The sequence below is a fragment of the Pseudomonas sp. PP3 genome, assembly GCF_905336995.1.
Classification (GTDB): Bacteria; Pseudomonadota; Gammaproteobacteria; order Pseudomonadales; family Pseudomonadaceae; genus Aquipseudomonas; species Aquipseudomonas reinekei.
The window spans coordinates 4,211,800-4,229,398 of the sequence record NZ_HG995459.1 but is presented as its reverse complement, the minus strand read 5'-3'; the positions used below and the strand labels follow the sequence as shown (position 1 = coordinate 4,229,398).

Genomic DNA, 17,599 nt, shown 5'->3' with positions numbered 1-17,599 from the left:
ATCAGCCATGAAATACCGCACATAACAGCGCCAGATTCGCCAGCAATGACACCAGTGCCAACGTTCGCCACACCTTCAACGGCTCACGTTCAAGCAGTGGGCGAGGGCGTACAGTCAAGCTGTGTCGTTCGCCTTGTTCGATCAGCAATAACCATTCTTCCGCCGTTTCAAAACGTTGTCCGGGATCGGCGGCAACCGCCCGTTCCAGACTTTGCGTCAACCAATCCGGCAGGTCGGGGCGATAACGGCTGGCGCTGACGGGTCTGCCGAACCTTGGTCGTTGAAACGCTTCGATTTCGCCGTAGGGAAAATGCCCGGTCAGCAGGAAAAACAGGGTCACGCCGACCGCATAGAGATCCTGCTGTGGTGTCGGCACTTCGCCGCGAAACGCTTCCGGTGCAATGAAGCTCGGCGTGCCGGGGAGGGCAGAGGGTTGGTCTTCAGACAAACCGGGGCAATAGGCGAGGCCGAAGTCCAGCAAACGCAGCTCGCCATCGTCTCCCAGCAGCAGGTTCTCCGGTTTGATGTCGCGGTGGAGGATCTGCCGACGGTGCAGCAGGCCGACCGCTTTTAGCAGGCGTTCGGCCAGGTCCTGCCACTGGGCCAGTGGCAGCGGGCCGGTTTGCGCGTGCAACTGCGCCAGGGTCGTGCCGGAATATTCGCGCATCACGTAGTACAAATGCTGACGCTGGCTGACGGCATGGACTTCAGGGAAATGCCGGCCTGCCACACGCTTGAGAAACCATTCTTCCGACAGCAAGGCTTGCCCGGCCCGATGATCGTCGTGCAGGTGGCCGGGCAGGGTTTTCAGCAGCCACGGTTGTTGCTGACTGTCGCGCACTCGATAGAGCAGCGACTGCTGGCTCTGGCCGCGTATCCCATCCACCTGCCAGCCCTCGAAATCCTGTCCGGGTTTCAGGGCCGGCGGCAATGGCCATTGCTGCAGGTGAATCAAGGCATCGCCAATACTGGTTTCACCGAGGCCATCGACCCGCACCAGCAGCGCACTGGCGTTGTCCTGGCTGCCGGCCAGGTGCGCGGCATGTACCAGCGTCTTCGCGGCGCTTTCGAGATCCGGTTGATCGCGCAGGATCGCGGAGATCGCGGTGTCACCGAGAACCGCCCAGATGCCGTCGCTGAGCAGCACGAAGCTCTCATCCAGGCGCAATTCACCGTCGAGGAAATCCAGCACCAGGTGTTGATCCAGTCCCAGCGCTCGCTTGAGCACATGCTGCATGCCCGGTTGATCCCAGACGTGATCCTCGCTGACGCGCTGCAATTGCTCGGCGTGCCAGCGATACACCCGGCAATCGCCGACGTGAGCCAAAGTAAAACGCCTGCCACGCAGCACCAGAGCGCTCACCGTGGTCAGCAGCGGTTGCCCGCCACCGTTGGCCTGCAACCAGCGGTTTTGCGCCAGCAGCAGGCGATCAAGGGCTTGTGCCACGCCCCAGGTTTCCGGGGTGGCGTAGTAATCCAGTGCGAGCGCCTGCAATGTCGAACGGGCTGCCAGGCCACCATCGGCGCACTGGCTGACGCCGTCGGCGATGGCGAACAGGTAACCCTTGCTGGCCGCCAGCGCCGGGGCTGGCGTCACCAGACGCAGGGCGTCCTGATTCTCTTCGCGAGGGCCGGTGGCGCTGGCTTCGGCGAAGCTCAGTTGCAGGCTCATTTAAGACCTCAAACCCGCGCAGCAGTCACGGCTGCCGAACCCCAGGTGGTTCTCCAGCGACGTTTCACGCCGTGCAGGCCGAACCATGCGAGCACCGCCAGGCTGGCGAACAACCACAACGCCAGCTGGTAACTGCCGGTGCTTTGCTTGATCGCGCCCATGCCTGCTGCCAGGGCAAAGCCACCGATTCCGCCGGCCATGCCGATCAAACCGGTCATGACGCCGATTTCGCGGCGAAAACGCTGTGGGACCAATTGGAAAACCGCGCCGTTGCCTGCACCCAAACCGAGCATGGTGCAGACGAAAAGCGCCAGGGCGGCGTAGGAACTTGGCAGGTTGAACCCCACGGCTGCAATGCAGATCGCCGCGACGGTGTACATGCCCAGCAAGGTGCGGATGCCACCGAAGCGATCTGCCAAAGCACCGCCCAGTGGTCGCATCAGGCTGCCACCAAACACGCAGGCAGCGGTGTAGTAACCGGCGGTTACCGGGTTCAGGCCATATTGGTCGTTGAAATAGCCGGGCAGGGCGCTGGCCAGGCCGATGAAGCCACCGAAGGTCACGCTGTAGAAGAACATGAACCACCAGCTGTCGCGGTCGCCCAGGGCCTTGAAGTAATCGGCCATCGACTTGGCTTTCGGCCGTTCAGGGGCATTCTTGGCCAGCCAGGCGAACACGATCAGGGTCAGGATCAACGGGATCAGGGCGAAGCCGAACACGTTGCTCCAGCCAAACGCGGCCGCCAGCACCGGCGCAATCAGCGCGGCAAGGACAGTGCCTGAGTTACCGGCCCCGGCGATGCCCATCGCCTTGCCCTGGTGCTGCGGCGGATACCACTGCGACGCTAGCGGCAGAGCCACGGCGAAGGACGCGCCGGCCATGCCGAGGAACAGTCCCAGCAGCAGTGCTTGTTCGTAGGTGTGGATGCCGAGTTTCCAGGCACCGAACAATGCGCAGATCACAATGACCTGGCCAATCAGGCCGGCGGTTTTTGGTGACAGGCGATCAGCCAGCATGCCCATGGCAAAGCGCAGTATCGCGCCGGCCAGAATCGGCGTGGCCACGACCATGCCGCGCTGTTGGGTGGTCAGGTGCAAGTCACCGGCAATCTGAACTGCCAGGGGGCCGAGCAGGTACCAGACCATGAAACTCAGGTCGAAATAGAGGAACGCCGCGAACAGGGTCGGGGTATGGCCGGATTTCCAGAAGCTTGAATTCATCGCGCACCTCAGCTGATAGGAGTCTCGAACGGGAGCCAAAACAAAAAAACGCCGCCACCTGATTCGCCTTGGGGCAAATGAGGTGAGCGACGTCTTTGTCGTAGATTGGGCAACCGCCGTTGGTTACCTGTGGGGATTTCTTTGCGAGATTTGTGCCAATAGTTCGCTTTTGTGGCGAGGGTGCTTGCTCCCGCTCGGCGTCGAAGCCGTCCTGTAACCGAGTTGTGCCAGATTCACAGAGACCGCAACTTTAGGGGGCCGCTACGCTGCCCAGCGGGAGCAAGCTCCCTCGCCACAGTGATCGTGTCAGCCGAGCAGTTCACTCATGGCAATAATCTGCTCCGCCACCTGAATCAGCTTCTGCTGGCGGCTCATGGCCTGGCGGCGCATCAGGGTGTAGGCCTCTTCTTCGTTGCAGTCCTTCATTTTCATCAGCAGACCCTTGGCCAGCTCTATGCGCTTGCGCTCCGCCAGTTGCTGGTCGCGGGCGTGCAGCTGCGCACGCAGGGCTTGATCGCTTTCGAAGCGCGCCATGGCGACATCCAGAATCGGCTGCAAGCGTTGGGCGTGGATGCCCTCGACGATGTAGGCACTGACCCCGGACTTGATCGCCTGGCGCATCACGCCGGGGTCGTGCTCGTCGGTAAACATCACGATCGGCCGTGGCTGGTCGCGGCTGACCAGCACTACTTGCTCCATGACGTCGCGGCTCGGTGACTCGGTATCGATCAGAATCACGTCCGGACGCACCGTTTCGACGCGCTCGGGCAGGTCGATGGTCAGGCCTGATTCGTCGATGACCTCGAAGCCGGCTTCGGTGAGGGCCGCTTTCAGGCGTCCGACTTTCTTGGCGGTGTCGTTGATCAGCAGGATACGCAACATGTTCGCAGTCTCCTGTCAGCGGCTGGCGAGTCGGGGCGAGCTGTCGCTCATGGCGTGCAATTTGAAGCTGCGGGCATAGCCGGCGGGGTCTGAACCGTCCCAGACCTTGCCGTCGATCAACTGGCTGCTGCGCATTTCTTTGGCCAGTGACGCGACACCGACGGCACTCGCCGCGTCTCGGTACACATCCAGTTGCTGAACCTGGCGGGCCACGGCGAGGTAATCCGGATCATCGCGCAACAAGCCCCAGCGACGGAACTGGGTCATGAACCACATGCCGTCGGACAGGTACGGCAGGTTCACTTCACCTTCGCCGTGGAAGCGCAGTGCGTGCGGGTCTTGCCAGCGATTGCCCAGGCCATCGTCGTAGTCGCCCAGCAGACGGGGTTCGATGCATTCGAGCGGGGCGTCGAGGTACTGCGGCGCGCTGAGCAATTGCGCGGTGCTGCGACGGTTCTCGACGCTGTCTTCAATGAAACGGCTCGCTTCGAGGATCGCCATCACCAGTGCCCGGGCGGTGTTGGGGTATTGCTCGACGAAGGCGCGGGTGCAGCCGAGGACTTTTTCCGGATGATCGGGCCAGATGGTCTGGGTGGTGGCGAGGGTAAAACCGAGGTCCTGTTGCACCGCGCTGGCGGACCACGGCTCGCCGACGCAGAAACCGTCAATGCGCCCTGCCTGCAGGTGCGCGACCATTTGTGGCGGCGGTACCACCACGCTGTCGACCTCCAGCAACGGATGAATGCCCTGACTGGCGAGCCAGTAATACAGCCACATGGCGTGGGTGCCGGTGGGAAAGGTTTGGGCGAACGTCAGTTTTGGGCGAGTTTGGTGCACGTGCCGGTGAAGTGCCTCAGGACCGGTCACGCCAAGGGTCTGCAAGCCCTGGGAGAGGTTGATGCTCTGGCCGTTCTGGTTCAGGCCCATGAGTACGGCCATGTCGGTCGCCGCCACGCCGCCGATGCCCAGATGCACGGCGTAGATCAAGCCGTACAGGCTGTGGGCGGCATCGAGTTCACCGCTCACCAGTTTGTCCCGCAGGTTGGCCCAGGACGACTGGCGCTTGAGGTTCAGCGTCAGGCCGTAGGGTTGGGCGAAGCCCTGGGTGGCGGCGACAACCACCGAGGCGCAGTCGCTCAGGGCCATGAAGCCGAGGTTGATTTCGGTCTTTTCCGGGGCATCGCTGCCGTTGACCCAGGCCAGAGGGCCGGCTGATGGTTCGTTCATCGATTTCGCACCTTCAAAAAAAACGTCGCCCCAGCCCTTGAACCCGCAAGGCCGCGTGACGACGCCATTGTCCTTGCACACATTCCGTCGTTGGTCTGTGTGCTGATGCCTGAACGGGTGCAAGGCATATGCCATCCCGGGTTCATCAGTTTTACATCAGGATTCAACGCGCCATGTCTTTCATCCTGCCGACCCCTAACGTCAGGCTGCAAAGGAGGTTGGCGTGCCCATCGAATCACTTCGCGTCACAGGTTCCCCCGATGCCCGTCTCAGCGAGCGGGTGCTGCATCTGAGTGTCGGGCAATCCCCCGCGTATCTGGTCTCGCCTCAGTGTGCGAAGGCCTGCCAACTGCCCGTCGGGTGGGAAGGGTTGATTGCGATCAGCGCTGCCATCGAAGTGAGTGGCAGTGTGCAAACCCGTCCGATTCAAGAAGCGTCGCTGGTGAAGTTGCAAGTGTTCATCGATCTGGGTGAAGCGCTGGTTGACCAACCCTCCGGCCATGCACCTTGGGCGGCACTGCCGATGGCTGATCCAGCCGCGCAGTCGCAGAAAGCACTTGAGCGCTGGTACATCGAGCAGGCCATGGCGGGTGGCCCGGCCTATCAGGCGTTTGCCGGCGTACTGCGCAACTGCGAGAGCTATGGGCTGGTGCGCTTCCTGCTGGAGCAGGGCACCCACAGTGAAAAACTGACCACGCTGGCGCAGCGTTATGGCGTCTCCGTTTCACATTTCCGTCGCTTGTGTCGACAGGCACTGGGGACAGCGGCCAAACCCGCCTTGCGTGGCTGGCGGACGGCCCAGGCATTGCTGAACATGAGCCAGCAGGACGGCTCCCTGACGGATGTCGCGCTGGAGTTCGGTTTCGCCTCCTCTTCGCATTTCTCCAAGGAAATCCGCGAGCTGGTGGGCTTCACGCCCAGCAGTCTGGCCGATATTACCTACCTTCCAGGCAAGTGAGCCGATGAACTGCCGATTGTTCTCTTTCCCCCTTTTGCCCGTCTGCCTGAGCGCAGCGTTGCTGTTCGCACCGGTTGTCGCGCAGTCCGCGATCTATCAGTTCGAGGCCCGTGAACAGAGCGCGCGTACGTTTTTCAGTGAGCTGTCGGGGCCGCTGGGCAAACCGGTGATCGTCAGCAAGGCAGCCGCGGTCAAGCGGGTTTCCGGAACGTTCGATTTGCTCACGCCACAGCGCACCTTTGAGCGGATCAGCTTGCAGATGGGCCTGATCTGGTACACCGATGGCCAGGCGATTTACCTGTACGACGCCTCGGAATTCAAAAGCTCGATGATGTCGCTGCAGACCCTCACCGTCGCCAGGCTCCAGGCGTTTCTTGAACGTTCCGGACTGCACGACAAGCGTTACCCGTTGCGCCACGACGGCCTGCGCACGTTCCATGTGTCGGGCCCGCCGATGTATGTCGACCTGGTGGTGCAAGCGGCCGGGATGATGGATAACCAGCGCTCGGAACTGTTGCTGGGCAAGCAGCAGATCGGCGTTATCCAGGTGCGCAACACCTTTGTCAGCGACCGCAAATACGAGCTGCGCGATGACAAGGTGACCATCCCCGGCCTGGCCACCGTGATCGAACAATTGCTGCGCGGCGAAAAACGCGAGGTCGAACCGTCGGTGGCCCAGGCCGTTGCGCCGCGATCGCAAGGCCTGATGCCGGCATTTCCGCTCGAAGGCCTGGCCAGTGCGCCTTCGGATCAAGACCCGGCCGCGCCGCGCGTTATTGCGCGGGATGTGGCCGCCGGAAATATTCGGGTGGTGGCTTATCCCGACACCAATAGCCTGTTGGTCAAGGGTTTGCCGGAGCAAGTGCGTTTCATCGAGAACCTGGTGAGTGCGCTCGACACGCCCAAACGCCACGTGGAGCTGTCGTTGTGGATCATTGATCTGCACAAGGACGAACTCAATCAACTGGGCATCAATTGGCAGGGCACCGTCAATTCGGGCGGGACCTTTTCCGCCTCGCTCAATGCGGGCTCGGCGACCACCCTCGATGGCGCTTCGTTCGTGACCCAGGTCATGGCGCTGGAGCGGACCAACCGGGCCAACGTGGTTTCGCGACCGGTGATCCTGACCCAGGAAAACGTGCCGGCGATCTTCGACAACAACCGCACGTTCTATGCGCCGCTGGTGGGGGAGCGCAGTGTCGATTTGCAGCACGTCACCTACGGCACGCTGGTCAGTGTCCTGCCGCGTTTCGCCAAGGCCGACGAGGTGGAAATGTCGCTCAATATCGAAGACGGCAATGAAGTGGAAAACCCCGGCCAGGGTGAGCGCCCGAACGCACTGCCCACGGTCGGACGCACGCGGATCAACACGGTGGCGCGGGTGCCCCAGGGCAAGAGTCTGTTGGTGGGCGGTTTCACCCGCGATGACCACAGCGAGCAAATCGGGCGGATACCGGTCCTGGGTTCGATTCCATGGATCGGACGCTTGTTCAGCTATCGCCAGAATCGCTCGGCCAACACGGTGCGCGTCTTCCTGATTCAACCCAAGGAAATTCTCGACGCCCTTGAACCCGTCACGGAGCCGGCCCCGCAGCCACTCACCCCGCAGCAGCATGAGCGTGTGCGTCGATCGTACTTGCGGGCTGCACAATGATGATCCTGCCACCGGTTTCCACGGGGGGGCGGGCGGCCCAGGCACGGCTGAATGCCGAGAAAGCCGCTGAACAACCGGCGCCGCAGGCAGAGGCGGACCTTGATCTGGACGACAGCGGAACGGCGGCGGCTGCGCAGCGGTTTGTCCAGATCAGCGACGAAATGTCGGCGGCGTTGGCGCAGTTTCGTAGCCGGCGGCATTTCGAACTCAAGTCGGACACCCTGACCGACAACTTCGATCGCGTGCTCGACGACGACACGCTGCCCAAGGTGCAGCGGGTGCTCAGCCTGGCACGGCTGGCGGACAAACCTGTTACCTGGCTGTTGCAGCAGTTGCGCGGGTTGTTCCCGGATGACAGCGATCTGGTGTTGGTCCTGCGGGAATTGTTGCGCCGCAAACGGCTGGATGGCGGGTCGCGTCGGCGGCTCGAACGGGCATTGCAGGCGGCGCTCGCCGAGGCTTCGCCCAAGCGAATGAATGCCGGTATCAACACGGCCCTCAAAGCTCGGATGTTCGGCGCGAGCATGGCTGTACGTGCGGGTTTGCTGCGCGAAACCTACCGGGATTTTCTCGAGTCCGACGACGGCCCGGTGAGTTGCTACCAGGACTGGATTGCCCTGTACGGCGCGGCAAAACGCATGAGCGTGCTGGTGTTTATCGAAGACGCCTTGCTCACTGACATCAGTGCCCTGGACCCGAGTTGCTCGCGCGCGGAGTTTGGTGACCTGCTGGCCAGGCTGGCCGACCTCAAGCGACTGCGATCAGCCGATGCCCTGTTCATCGGCAGCCTGCTCGGCGACGAACTCATCTGCCGGTACAACCCCGAGGAGTCCGACTGGCTGGTATTGCTCATGGGGCTGCTGACCTACCCCGACGAACTCGATCAGCTGCTGCTCGGCGCGCTGGGTGAACGCCTGTTGTTGAGCCCTCACCGTGAGCGCGGGACGGTGTTGCAAACGCTGCGTCGACTCAGTCTGCAATTGCCGTTGCCACTGTTTGCCGATGAAGCGGCGCCGCAGCGTCTGGCCGAACAGTTCACACGCCTGGCTGACATTAGCTATGCCCACGAATGTATTGAACGACGACGTCTCGGCGGTTGCCCATGACTTTTTCCCGGAACTGACCTGCCATGCTCAATGTGTTTTTACGCAATGTCAGCGCTCGCCCGGAGCTGCTGATTCTGTCGTTGATGGTGATGATCATCGCCATGCTGATCATTCCCTTGCCGACGGTGCTGGTGGATTTTCTGATCGGCTTGAACATCATCATTTCGTTGCTGGTGTTCATGGGCTCTTTCTACATCGAGCGCATCCTCAACTATTCGACATTCCCGGCCCTGCTGCTGTTGACCACGTTGTTTCGCCTGGCGCTGTCGATCAGCACCAGCCGCCTGATCCTCAGCCAGGCCGATGCGGGCGAGATCATCGCCTCGTTCGGTGAATTCGTGATCGGCGAAAGTCTGGTGGTGGGTTTCGTGATTTTTTCCATCGTTACCATTGTCCAGTTCATCGTGATCACCAAAGGTTCGGAGCGGGTTGCCGAAGTGGCAGCACGCTTCTCCCTGGACGGCATGCCGGGTAAACAGATGAGCATCGACGGCGACCTGAAAGCGGGCGCCATCACCGCCGAAGAAGCCCGGGAAAAACGTAGCGTACTGGAGCGCGAAAGCCAGTTGTACGGCTCCTTCGACGGGGCGATGAAGTTCATCAAGGGCGATGCGATTGCCGGCATCATCATTATTTTCGTCAACTTCATCGGCGGCATGGCCATTGGTGTCGGGCAAATGGGCATGGACATGTCCACCGCGCTGTCGACCTACACCTTGCTGACCATCGGCGACGGCCTGGTGGCGCAGATTCCGGCGTTGCTGATTGCCATCGGTGCCGGTTTCATCGTCACCCGCGTCAACGGCGATGACAGCAACCTGGGGCGCAACATGCTTGCGCAAATGCTCGGTAATCCATTCGTTCTAGGGGTGACAGCGCTGCTGGCGGTGGGCGTCGGTCTGCTGCCCGGCTTTCCACTGTTAACGTTTTTGTCGATTGCCGGCGTGCTGGGGCTGGTGGTGTTCATGCGCCATCGAAAATCTTCCAGAGCCGCCGGACAGGGTGAAAGTCGTGCTGCACCTGCTGGCCAGGACGCGCTGCAACCCGAGTCGGGATTGCTCGATGATGTCGACAACGTCGCCACTGAAACCGTGGCCCTGATGTTGTTGGTGCCGACATCGCGCCTGGAAGAATTGACCAGGGCGCGCTGGGCGGCGCGCTTTCGCAGCCAGTTTTTCGTCGACTACGGCTTGCGTATTCCTGAACCGCAGCTTCGTGCCAGCGACGCATTGCCGGCCTCTCAAGTCGCGGTGCTGATCAATGAAGTCCGTGCCGAGCAATTCGATATCCATTTCGATCACTGGCGATTGCTCGACTATTCGCCGGAGCTGGAAGCCTTGGGTTTTGCCTTGGTGCGCGGCAACGACAGCAATCGTCTGGGCGGTGTCTGGGTCAACGCCACCGACCGCGAGCGGGTGCAACAGTTGGGCTATCACCTGCGTCCCGCTGACGAAGAATGCTACCGCTGCCTGGTCACGCTGCTGGCGCGCAACATCCAGGAGTTTTTTGGTGTGCAGGAAACCAAGCAACTGCTCGACGAAATGGAAGCGCGCTACCCCGACCTGCTCAAGGAAGTCTATCGCCACGTCACCGTGCAGAAGATCGCCGAAGTGCTGCAGCGGCTGATTGGCGAGCGTATTTCCGTGCGCAACATGAAGCTCATTCTCGAATCACTGGCCCATTGGGCATCGCGGGAAAAGGACGTGCTGGCGCTGGTTGAACACGTTCGCGGCACGATGGCCCGCTACATCAGCAACAAATTTGCCCAAGGCAATGACTTGCGTGTGCTGCTGTTGTCACCGGAATTCGAAGAGGTGGTGCGGCGCGGGATTCGGCAAACCTCGGGCGGCAGCTTTATCAACCTGGACCCGGCCGAGTCGGAAGAGCTGATGGACCGGCTGAGTGTCGGCCTGGACAACCTGCACATTGCGCAAAAAGACATGGTGCTGCTGTGTTCGATCGATGTGCGGCGCTACATCAAGAAACTCATCGAGGGACGCTTCCGGGAGCTGGACGTGATGTCGTTCGGCGAAATCTCCGAGACCGTTTCCGTCAATGTCATCAAAACGCTGTAAGGAAAACCTGTAAATGATTCCGATGGACATCGCTGATCTATTGCGCGAGGCGCTGCGTCACAGTGGCTGCGAAGACAGTCAGATAGGGCACTTCGACAGTCACAGCACCATTGAGATGCAAATGAAAAACCTGCCCGATATCAGCGTGGCGGTGGTCGAAGGCGATGTCTGGGTCTGGGCGGTGGTCGCAGAGGCGAGCCCGAATGTCATGAACCATTGCGCCTTCGAGCTGATGCAGTTTTTGCTCGAAGGCAATGCGTTTTCCCGCACCGGGCAATTGCATCTTTGCGTGGTGCAGGAGCGCCTTGAACTGCGATTGATGGCCAATGCTCACGCCTTGAGCGATGCCCCGCATTTCGCCCAGGCCCTCGATGGTTTCGTGCAGGCCACCGAAACGCTGTGCGAGCTCTTGCGCCGATGACCCTCCGGCTGGAACGGCATGCGGCTCATCCCCTGCGTTTGAACGGACCCCTGATCGAAGCGGCGCTGGGCGATGTTGTGATTGGCGAGGTCTGCGAAGTCCGTCGTCATTGGCGCATGCCCGGGGTCGCGGCGAGGGCGCAGGTCATTGGCTTCAAGCCCGGCTCGGTGTTGCTCAGTTTGCTCGGTGATGCCAAGGGCTTGTCCAGGGAGTCGATGATCGTGCCCACCGGCGCGACGCTGCAACTGACCTGCAGTGACGCCTTGCTCGGCAGCGTGGTCGATCCCCAGGGCAACATCGTCGAGCGCCTGGCGCCGTCAACAGCGGTTGCCCGGCAAGACTATCCCGTGGACGCTGACCCGCCGTCCTACCAGCAGCGGCGCCCGGTGGCAGAACCATTGCGTACTGGCATTCGCGTCATAGACGGATTGCTGACCTGCGGTGTCGGTCAGCGCATCGGCATTTTTGCAGCCGCGGGCTCCGGTAAAACCACCTTGATCAACATGCTGATCAACCACACCGAGGCTGACGTTTTTGTCATCGGTCTGATCGGCGAACGCGGGCGTGAGGTGACCGAGTTCATCGAGCATTTGCGCCAGTCCGAAAAACGCTCCCGTTGTGTGGTGGTGTTTGCTACGTCGGATTTTTCCTCGGTCGATCGTTGCAACTCGGCCCTTCAGGCCACGGCTATCGCCGAGTACTTCCGCGACCAGGGCCAGCGCGTGGTGTTGTTGCTGGACTCGTTGACGCGTTATGCCCGGGCGCGGCGCGACCTGGCCCTGGCGGCCGGTGAAGCACCGGCGCGGCGCGGCTATCCGGCCTCGGTGTTCGATGCCTTGCCGCGCTTGCTGGAGCGACCGGGTGTGACCGGCTCCGGCAGCATCACGGCCTGGTACACCGTTTTGCTGGAAAGCGACGATGAGCCTGATCCGATTGCCGAAGAGATCCGCTCCATTCTGGATGGCCACATTTACCTCAGCCGTGCCCTGGCGGCCAAAGGTCACTACCCGGCAATCGATGTGCTGCACAGCGTCAGTCGCGTGGCGACCCAGGTCACCACGCCCCAGTTGCAGCAACTGGCGGCGTCGACCCGCGAAACGCTGGCGCGCCTTGAGCAGTTGCAGATTTTCCTCGACATGGGCGAGTACACCCAGGGCGCGGACGCCGCCAACGACCACGCCCTGCAGCGCCGCGAAGCCCTCACCCGATGGCTGCGTCAGCCGACGGACGAATGCTGCGAACCGGACGAAACCCTGCGGAGTTTGCATGAACTCATTGGCTGATCGGCGGCGCCTGTTGGCGTTCAGTCAGTTCCGTCGGCAACGCGGCGAACAAGCGTTGCTGCGTACCCAACAGCAACTGCAACCGCTGATGCGGGAGCGGGCCGGTTTCGACGGGCAAGAGGCGTCGCTGCAACGTCTGTTGGCCAGCCATCGGGCGAACGACTGCGTGCTGGATTACGGCCAACTCTTGGCGCTGCTGCGCAGGCAGGCCGTGATCCGTCGCCAGCTCGATCTGTTGCGTGTCGAGCGTGACCGCGTGGATCAGCAGTGCCGGCAGGTCGAGCAACAGTTGCAAGCGCAGCGCGAGCAATTGCGTTTCTTGCAGGGCAAACACGACAAATACCAACGGTCTGTCCAGCAGCTGTTGCGCGTGCAAAGGCTGGATCAGGTGCGCCGGGAAGAACGAGAGATAGAAGAGATGAGCGGAGTGCGGCGATGAGCGATGTATCAGTCATTTCACCTATACCGGTTCAAGTCCTGGATCCGGTTACCGACGGTTCGATGGATGAACTGCGGGACACGCTGGTACCGGTGCAGGAGGAAGACCTGCCGCAAGGCGTGCTGGATCTTCTGGCGGCGCTGATTCAGCGTCAACGATCGACAATGAAACTGGACGGCGCACAGGCATCGCAATTGATGAGCGATGTCCATGGGAGGGCAGAGACCGTGCACCACAAAGCGCCACCGCCTGTTCCGCTGGCGACGACTTATGCCCAAGCCGACCGACCGATCCAGCCACTGCCGCCTCAGATGAAGGCGTCTATTGAGCCTTCCGTCGACAGGGTGGAAATGCCTGTGCCGGGAAAAGTCGGGGACACCGATGCGAACCCGCGTCGACCAACTCAGCCACCAGGCCCGTCCATCGAACGCGTGTCGATCGCGGCGGCACTGCCGTTGATCGAACGTACGTCGAGTACCAAGGAATCGCCGCCTGTCGAACGAATCACCCATCCCGTTACCGCTGAGCCGCCTTTGCCGCAGGCACTGCAACTGCCGCCCGCCACCACCCGTCACGCGGTAACGGATTTACCACCGACTGCACCGGCCGCCCCGACACTGCGACCCGTTCCGCCTGCCGATGTGAGGCTCGAAACCTTGCCGGGCACGGACCGTGGCCTGCTGCAGGTGCCGTTCAACAAAGGCACCGCCAGCGGGCAAGTAACGATCAGTCGAGTGCCGGACGAACCCACCCGCAGCCTGCAACTGAGCCCCAGCAATGGCCTGGTCTTTGATCAGCTCAAGGTGCCATTCGAGCAGATTCGTGAACCGGTCTGGCGACTGACTGACAGTGGCGGCGAGCAACAGCGGCAGGACTCACAGCAGTCGCCGGAAGACGAGCAGGGCGAGCAGTCAGAGCTTCCCGCATGAGCGTACTGAAGTTGCGCCAGGTCGATCCGGCGGCTCATGCCCGCGCGCGGTCGGTCGAGCGCTGGCGGGGTGCCGGCCATGACGCTGGTTGCGATGGTCTACCACGCATGCCCGGTTATTTGCGATTTAGCGCGGGGTACGAAGCAGGGGAGTGGCACGGTCTGATCCTGGCCCGCGAATGGTTACATCACTCGCTCCCACAGTTGCAGGCACTGCTGACGGTCGAGACCCCGTTGACGAGCATTGCCGGCCTGTTCCGGGCCGTGCCACAGCCATTACTGCTGGCGCTGGACGAGCTGCACTACCAAACGCTGAGCGATGTCGCGCTGGTCGATCCACTGGTGTTGCCGACCCACAGCGTGCCGTGGCTCGAAACACCTCAGGGGCGCGTTTGGGTCACGCGGTTGCCATTGGCCCGTGCCGCCAGCGAACCCTTGAACCCCAGCGCCTGGCTGAATGATTTACCGCTGTGCCTGACGTTGAAACTGGGTGTCAGTCACCTTGACCCTGCGAGCCGGATCCGACTGAACGAAGGCGATGTCCTGCGCATCACCCAGCGCGCTCAACACGGCTTCGTGGCGCAGCGATGCATCGGCGCTTTTACCTTTACTGAACAAGGACTACTCATGCAATCGACTGATACCGATGCCCATTCGCAGGCCGTGATCGAAGCCCCTGCGCAGGTCGAGCTCGACGCTTTATCCGTGCGTTTGGAGTTCATTCTCGCGACCCATGACATCGACCTCGCCACGCTGTCGCAGATTGTCGATGGGCAACTGATTCCACTGGCCGACGATGCCGCGCGACACATCGAGGTTCGCGCCAATGGCAAGCGTGTGGCCCGGGGCGAGCTGGTGCAGCTGGACGGGCAATTGGGTGTCGAATTGATCGAGGTCTATCGGGACACTGTTTCGGAACAGTCGCGATGAATGATGTTTCGCTGATTGCCCTGTTGGCATTCGCTTCGCTGTTGCCGTTTCTGGTGGCGGCCGGCACCTGCTACATCAAATTTTCCATAGTCTTTGTCATCGTGCGTAACGCCCTGGGCTTGCAGCAGGTGCCGTCGAACATGGCCCTCAATGCGATTGCCTTGATGCTGGCGATTTTCGTGATGACGCCGGTGATGAAACAAGGCTATGGCTATTACAAGGAAGAACAGGTGGCCTTTACCGATATCGGGTCGGTGGTGAATTTCGCCGAGAACGGGTTGGGGGGCTACAAGGCATACCTGCGCAAATACACCGACCCGGAGCTGGCGCTGTTTTTCGAGCGTGCCCAAGCGGTTCAGAGTGAAACCGACGCCGGGCTGCCCGCCGATGAAGCACTCACGCCGTCGCTGTTTTCCCTGTTGCCGGCCTACGCGCTGAGTGAAATCAAAAGCGCCTTCAAGATCGGCTTCTATCTGTACTTGCCGTTCGTCATCGTCGATCTGGTGATTTCCAGCATTCTGCTGGCGCTGGGCATGATGATGATGAGCCCGGTGATCATTTCGGTACCGATCAAACTGGTGTTGTTTGTGGCACTGGACGGCTGGGCGTTGCTGTCGACCGGACTGGTCAAGCAATACCTGACCTTGCTGGCGTAGGAGCGGCCGATGAACGATCTGGTCTATGCCGGCAACAAAACCCTGTACCTGATTCTGTTGATGGTGGCCTGGCCGATCATTGTCGCCACGGTGGTTGGCCTGGTGGTCGGCTTGATCCAGACCGTGACGCAGTTGCAGGAGCAGACCCTGCCGTTCGGTTTCAAGCTGCTGGCCGTCGCCGCGTGCCTGTTCCTGCTGTCGGGTTGGTATGGGGAAACCCTGCTCGATTTCAGCCGCGAAGTCATCCGCCTGGCGCTGGGCTAGCGCGATGTCGGTCACGTTGTTTTTCGACCTGTATGCCTGGTTCGCCGCCGCCATCCTGGGAGTGGCGCGCCTGGCGCCGATTTTTTTCATGTTGCCGTTTCTCAACAGCGGTGTGCTCACGGGGGCGCCACGCCAGGCGGTCATCGTGCTGGTGGCGACAGGGTTCTGGGCCTATGTGGGCGTGCCGTTGCCGGCGCTCGACGGTTTGGCGTTTTTCGGTCTGGTGTTGCGCGAGGCCGGCATCGGCGTGGTGCTGGGATGCTTGCTGTGCTGGCCATTCTGGGTGTTGCACGCCATGGGCAACCTGATCGACAACCAGCGAGGGGCCATGCTCAGCAGCACCGTGGACCCGGCCAACGGCGTCGATACCTCGGAGCTGGCGAATTTTCTCCAGTTGTTTGCCGCCGTGGTTTATCTCGAAGGTGGTGGCATGTTGCTGATGCTCGAAACCGTCGGCCACAGCTATCGCATTTGCACGCCGGTCAACGGTTGCGAAATGCACCTGACAGCGATTTTTAGCCTGCTGGATGCACTGGTCAGCAAGACCCTGGTGATCAGCGCCCCGGTGGTGGCCACGTTGTTGGTCAGCGAAGCGCTGCTCGGTTTGCTCTCGCGGTATGCGCCGCAAATGAACGCGTTCTCGGTGTCGCTGACGGTCAAGAGCCTGGTGGCACTGGTGGTGTTGATGCTGTATTTCGGCGTGCACCTGCCGGACGAAGTCCTGCGCCTGGGCGCCAAATCCCAAGGGCTGGAACATTATCTGGGCCGTGAAGGGGAGGCCGTCGATGTCGTCCAGCGCCTCGAAAACTGAGAAACCCACCGCCAAGCGGCTGCGCGATGCCTCCCGCAAAGGCCAGACGTTCAAGGCCAAGGACCTGGTGATCACCTGCCTGACCCTCTGCGCCATCACCTACATGGTGTTCAACAGTTCACTGTTTGAGGTCATGGAAGTCTATCGGCGGATCATCGCCAATGACTTTGACATGGACCTGCAAGCGTATTCGGCGATGCTGGTGCTGGTCGGGCTCAAGGCCTTGTTGCCGTTGCTGCTGGTGTGCGTGTTGACCAGCGCATTGCCTGCGCTGTTGCAAAGCGGTTTCGCCCTGGCCAGCGAAGCCTTGAAGCTCAATCTCGGCGCGTTGAATCCGATCAATGGCTTTAAAAAACTGTTCAGCATGCGCACCGTCAAGGACACCGTGAAAGCGCTGCTGTACCTGGGCAGTTTTGCCCTGGCGCTGTGGATTGTCTGGATCACCCAGCGTCAACTGGTGTTTGCCCAGTTGTTCGCCCAGGCCCCGGATCTGTTCGCTATCTGGGGGCATTTGCTGCTGGTGTTGGTGCTGGCATTCCTCGGCTGCGTGCTGCTGATCGTCGTGCTGGATGCGCTCTGCGAATACTGGCTGTTCATGAAAGATCAGATGATGGACAAGGACGCGGTCAAGCGTGAACACAAGGAGCAGGACGGCAACCCGGAAATCAAGGGACGCCGTCGTGACTTGCATCGGGAGCTGCTGTCGGAGCAGATCAAGTCCGATGTACGCAGCTCACGGATGATCATCGCCAACCCGACCCATATCGCCATCGGGGTGTATTTCCGTCCGGAAATCACCGTGCTGCCGTTTATCTCCCTGATGGAAACCAATCAGCGTGCCCTGGCCGTTCGAGCCTATGCCAAGGAGGTCGGTGTGCCGGTGATCAACGACATCGCCCTGGCCCGGCGGATCTTCAAGACCCACCAGCGCTACAGCTTCCTCCAGGTCCAGGAAGTCGAAGAAGTCCTGCGTCTGTTGATCTGGCTCGAGCAAGTCGAGAACGCCTGATTTCCCATCTTTCCCTTTTCTTCCGAACGCCGGCATGAGCGCAATTTGGCAGCGTGCTCACCGG

General features: G+C 61.2%; 17 protein-coding genes. 13 read left to right on the top strand and 4 right to left on the bottom strand.

Annotated elements, in window-relative coordinates:
- Position 1: 1 nt before the first annotated feature.
- The 4 genes from KHO07_RS19285 to KHO07_RS19270 form a co-directional block, all read right to left on the bottom strand.
- Positions 2-1,672, bottom strand: coding sequence for a bifunctional protein-serine/threonine kinase/phosphatase (locus KHO07_RS19285; protein WP_212625234.1), 1,671 nt, complete (start codon positions 1,670-1,672; stop codon positions 2-4).
- Positions 1,673-1,680: 8 nt separating this feature from the next.
- Positions 1,681-2,892, bottom strand: coding sequence for a nitrate/nitrite transporter (locus tag KHO07_RS19280; RefSeq protein ID WP_150733211.1), 1,212 nt, complete (start codon positions 2,890-2,892; stop codon positions 1,681-1,683).
- Positions 2,893-3,198: 306 nt separating this feature from the next.
- Positions 3,199-3,774, bottom strand: coding sequence for an ANTAR domain-containing response regulator (locus KHO07_RS19275; RefSeq protein ID WP_056856968.1), 576 nt, complete (start codon positions 3,772-3,774; stop codon positions 3,199-3,201).
- A gap of 15 nt (positions 3,775-3,789) precedes the next feature.
- On the bottom strand, positions 3,790-5,001 hold the full coding sequence (locus KHO07_RS19270) for a CmpA/NrtA family ABC transporter substrate-binding protein (RefSeq protein ID WP_212625233.1): 1,212 nt from the start codon (positions 4,999-5,001) through the stop codon (positions 3,790-3,792).
- Positions 5,002-5,224: 223 nt separating this feature from the next.
- Between KHO07_RS19270 and KHO07_RS19265 the strand changes: the two genes are divergently transcribed.
- The 13 genes from KHO07_RS19265 to KHO07_RS19205 are packed head-to-tail and all read left to right on the top strand — an operon-like array spanning position 5,225 to position 17,535.
- Positions 5,225-5,959, top strand: a complete 735-nt coding sequence (locus tag KHO07_RS19265) for a helix-turn-helix domain-containing protein (RefSeq protein ID WP_150733213.1) — start codon at positions 5,225-5,227, stop codon at positions 5,957-5,959.
- A gap of 4 nt (positions 5,960-5,963) precedes the next feature.
- A complete protein-coding gene (sctC, locus tag KHO07_RS19260) occupies positions 5,964-7,613 on the top strand; it encodes a type III secretion system outer membrane ring subunit SctC (RefSeq protein WP_212625232.1) in 1,650 nt (549 codons plus the stop codon).
- The gene (gene sctW, locus KHO07_RS19255) at positions 7,613-8,719 is read left to right on the top strand and encodes a type III secretion system gatekeeper subunit SctW (protein WP_212627662.1); all 1,107 of its coding nucleotides are present in this window, start codon (positions 7,613-7,615) and stop codon (positions 8,717-8,719) included. Before sctC ends, sctW begins: the two co-directional genes overlap by 1 nt.
- Positions 8,720-8,742: 23 nt before the next feature.
- Positions 8,743-10,794, top strand: a complete 2,052-nt coding sequence (locus KHO07_RS19250; protein ID WP_212625231.1) for an EscV/YscV/HrcV family type III secretion system export apparatus protein — start codon at positions 8,743-8,745, stop codon at positions 10,792-10,794.
- A gap of 13 nt (positions 10,795-10,807) precedes the next feature.
- Positions 10,808-11,215, top strand: coding sequence for an Invasion protein B family (locus KHO07_RS19245; RefSeq protein WP_212625230.1), 408 nt, complete (start codon positions 10,808-10,810; stop codon positions 11,213-11,215).
- Complete coding sequence (gene sctN, locus KHO07_RS19240) at positions 11,212-12,498, top strand: type III secretion system ATPase SctN (protein ID WP_212625229.1); 1,287 nt, start codon at positions 11,212-11,214, stop codon at positions 12,496-12,498. Before KHO07_RS19245 ends, sctN begins: the two co-directional genes overlap by 4 nt.
- Complete coding sequence (locus KHO07_RS19235) at positions 12,482-12,937, top strand: type III secretion protein (RefSeq protein ID WP_212625228.1); 456 nt, start codon at positions 12,482-12,484, stop codon at positions 12,935-12,937. The genes sctN and KHO07_RS19235 overlap by 17 nt, the downstream gene beginning before the upstream one ends.
- Positions 12,934-13,866, top strand: a complete 933-nt coding sequence (locus tag KHO07_RS19230; RefSeq protein ID WP_212625227.1) for an invasion protein — start codon at positions 12,934-12,936, stop codon at positions 13,864-13,866. The genes KHO07_RS19235 and KHO07_RS19230 overlap by 4 nt, the downstream gene beginning before the upstream one ends.
- Positions 13,863-14,795, top strand: a complete 933-nt coding sequence (locus KHO07_RS19225) for a FliM/FliN family flagellar motor switch protein (RefSeq protein ID WP_212625226.1) — start codon at positions 13,863-13,865, stop codon at positions 14,793-14,795. Before KHO07_RS19230 ends, KHO07_RS19225 begins: the two co-directional genes overlap by 4 nt.
- Complete coding sequence (locus KHO07_RS19220) at positions 14,792-15,451, top strand: EscR/YscR/HrcR family type III secretion system export apparatus protein (protein WP_212625225.1); 660 nt, start codon at positions 14,792-14,794, stop codon at positions 15,449-15,451. The genes KHO07_RS19225 and KHO07_RS19220 overlap by 4 nt, the downstream gene beginning before the upstream one ends.
- Before the next feature lie 9 nt (positions 15,452-15,460).
- The gene (locus KHO07_RS19215; RefSeq protein ID WP_020795892.1) at positions 15,461-15,715 is read left to right on the top strand and encodes an EscS/YscS/HrcS family type III secretion system export apparatus protein; all 255 of its coding nucleotides are present in this window, start codon (positions 15,461-15,463) and stop codon (positions 15,713-15,715) included.
- 4 nt (positions 15,716-15,719) lie between these two features.
- The gene (gene sctT / locus KHO07_RS19210; RefSeq protein ID WP_212625224.1) at positions 15,720-16,526 is read left to right on the top strand and encodes a type III secretion system export apparatus subunit SctT; all 807 of its coding nucleotides are present in this window, start codon (positions 15,720-15,722) and stop codon (positions 16,524-16,526) included.
- A complete protein-coding gene (locus tag KHO07_RS19205) occupies positions 16,501-17,535 on the top strand; it encodes an EscU/YscU/HrcU family type III secretion system export apparatus switch protein (protein ID WP_150733224.1) in 1,035 nt (344 codons plus the stop codon). Before sctT ends, KHO07_RS19205 begins: the two co-directional genes overlap by 26 nt.
- The last annotated feature ends 64 nt before the right edge of the window (positions 17,536-17,599 follow it).

Bases quoted from the DNA above. Each gene is read 5' to 3' on its own strand.
- KHO07_RS19285 (WP_212625234.1), bottom strand. From the start codon at position 1,672: ATGAGCCTGCAACTGAGCTTCGCCGAAGCCAGCGCCACCGGCCCTCGC.
- KHO07_RS19280 (WP_150733211.1), bottom strand. From the start codon at position 2,892: ATGAATTCAAGCTTCTGGAAATCCGGCCATACCCCGACCCTGTTCGCG.
- KHO07_RS19275 (WP_056856968.1), bottom strand. From the start codon at position 3,774: ATGTTGCGTATCCTGCTGATCAACGACACCGCCAAGAAAGTCGGACGC.
- KHO07_RS19270 (WP_212625233.1), bottom strand. From the start codon at position 5,001: ATGAACGAACCATCAGCCGGCCCTCTGGCCTGGGTCAACGGCAGCGAT.
- sctC (WP_212625232.1), top strand. From the start codon at position 5,964: ATGAACTGCCGATTGTTCTCTTTCCCCCTTTTGCCCGTCTGCCTGAGC.
- sctW (WP_212627662.1), top strand. From the start codon at position 7,613: ATGATCCTGCCACCGGTTTCCACGGGGGGGCGGGCGGCCCAGGCACGG.
- KHO07_RS19250 (WP_212625231.1), top strand. From the start codon at position 8,743: ATGCTCAATGTGTTTTTACGCAATGTCAGCGCTCGCCCGGAGCTGCTG.
- KHO07_RS19245 (WP_212625230.1), top strand. From the start codon at position 10,808: ATGATTCCGATGGACATCGCTGATCTATTGCGCGAGGCGCTGCGTCAC.
- sctN (WP_212625229.1), top strand. From the start codon at position 11,212: ATGACCCTCCGGCTGGAACGGCATGCGGCTCATCCCCTGCGTTTGAAC.
- KHO07_RS19235 (WP_212625228.1), top strand. From the start codon at position 12,482: ATGAACTCATTGGCTGATCGGCGGCGCCTGTTGGCGTTCAGTCAGTTC.
- KHO07_RS19230 (WP_212625227.1), top strand. From the start codon at position 12,934: ATGAGCGATGTATCAGTCATTTCACCTATACCGGTTCAAGTCCTGGAT.
- KHO07_RS19225 (WP_212625226.1), top strand. From the start codon at position 13,863: ATGAGCGTACTGAAGTTGCGCCAGGTCGATCCGGCGGCTCATGCCCGC.
- KHO07_RS19220 (WP_212625225.1), top strand. From the start codon at position 14,792: ATGAATGATGTTTCGCTGATTGCCCTGTTGGCATTCGCTTCGCTGTTG.
- KHO07_RS19215 (WP_020795892.1), top strand. From the start codon at position 15,461: ATGAACGATCTGGTCTATGCCGGCAACAAAACCCTGTACCTGATTCTG.
- sctT (WP_212625224.1), top strand. From the start codon at position 15,720: ATGTCGGTCACGTTGTTTTTCGACCTGTATGCCTGGTTCGCCGCCGCC.
- KHO07_RS19205 (WP_150733224.1), top strand. From the start codon at position 16,501: ATGTCGTCCAGCGCCTCGAAAACTGAGAAACCCACCGCCAAGCGGCTG.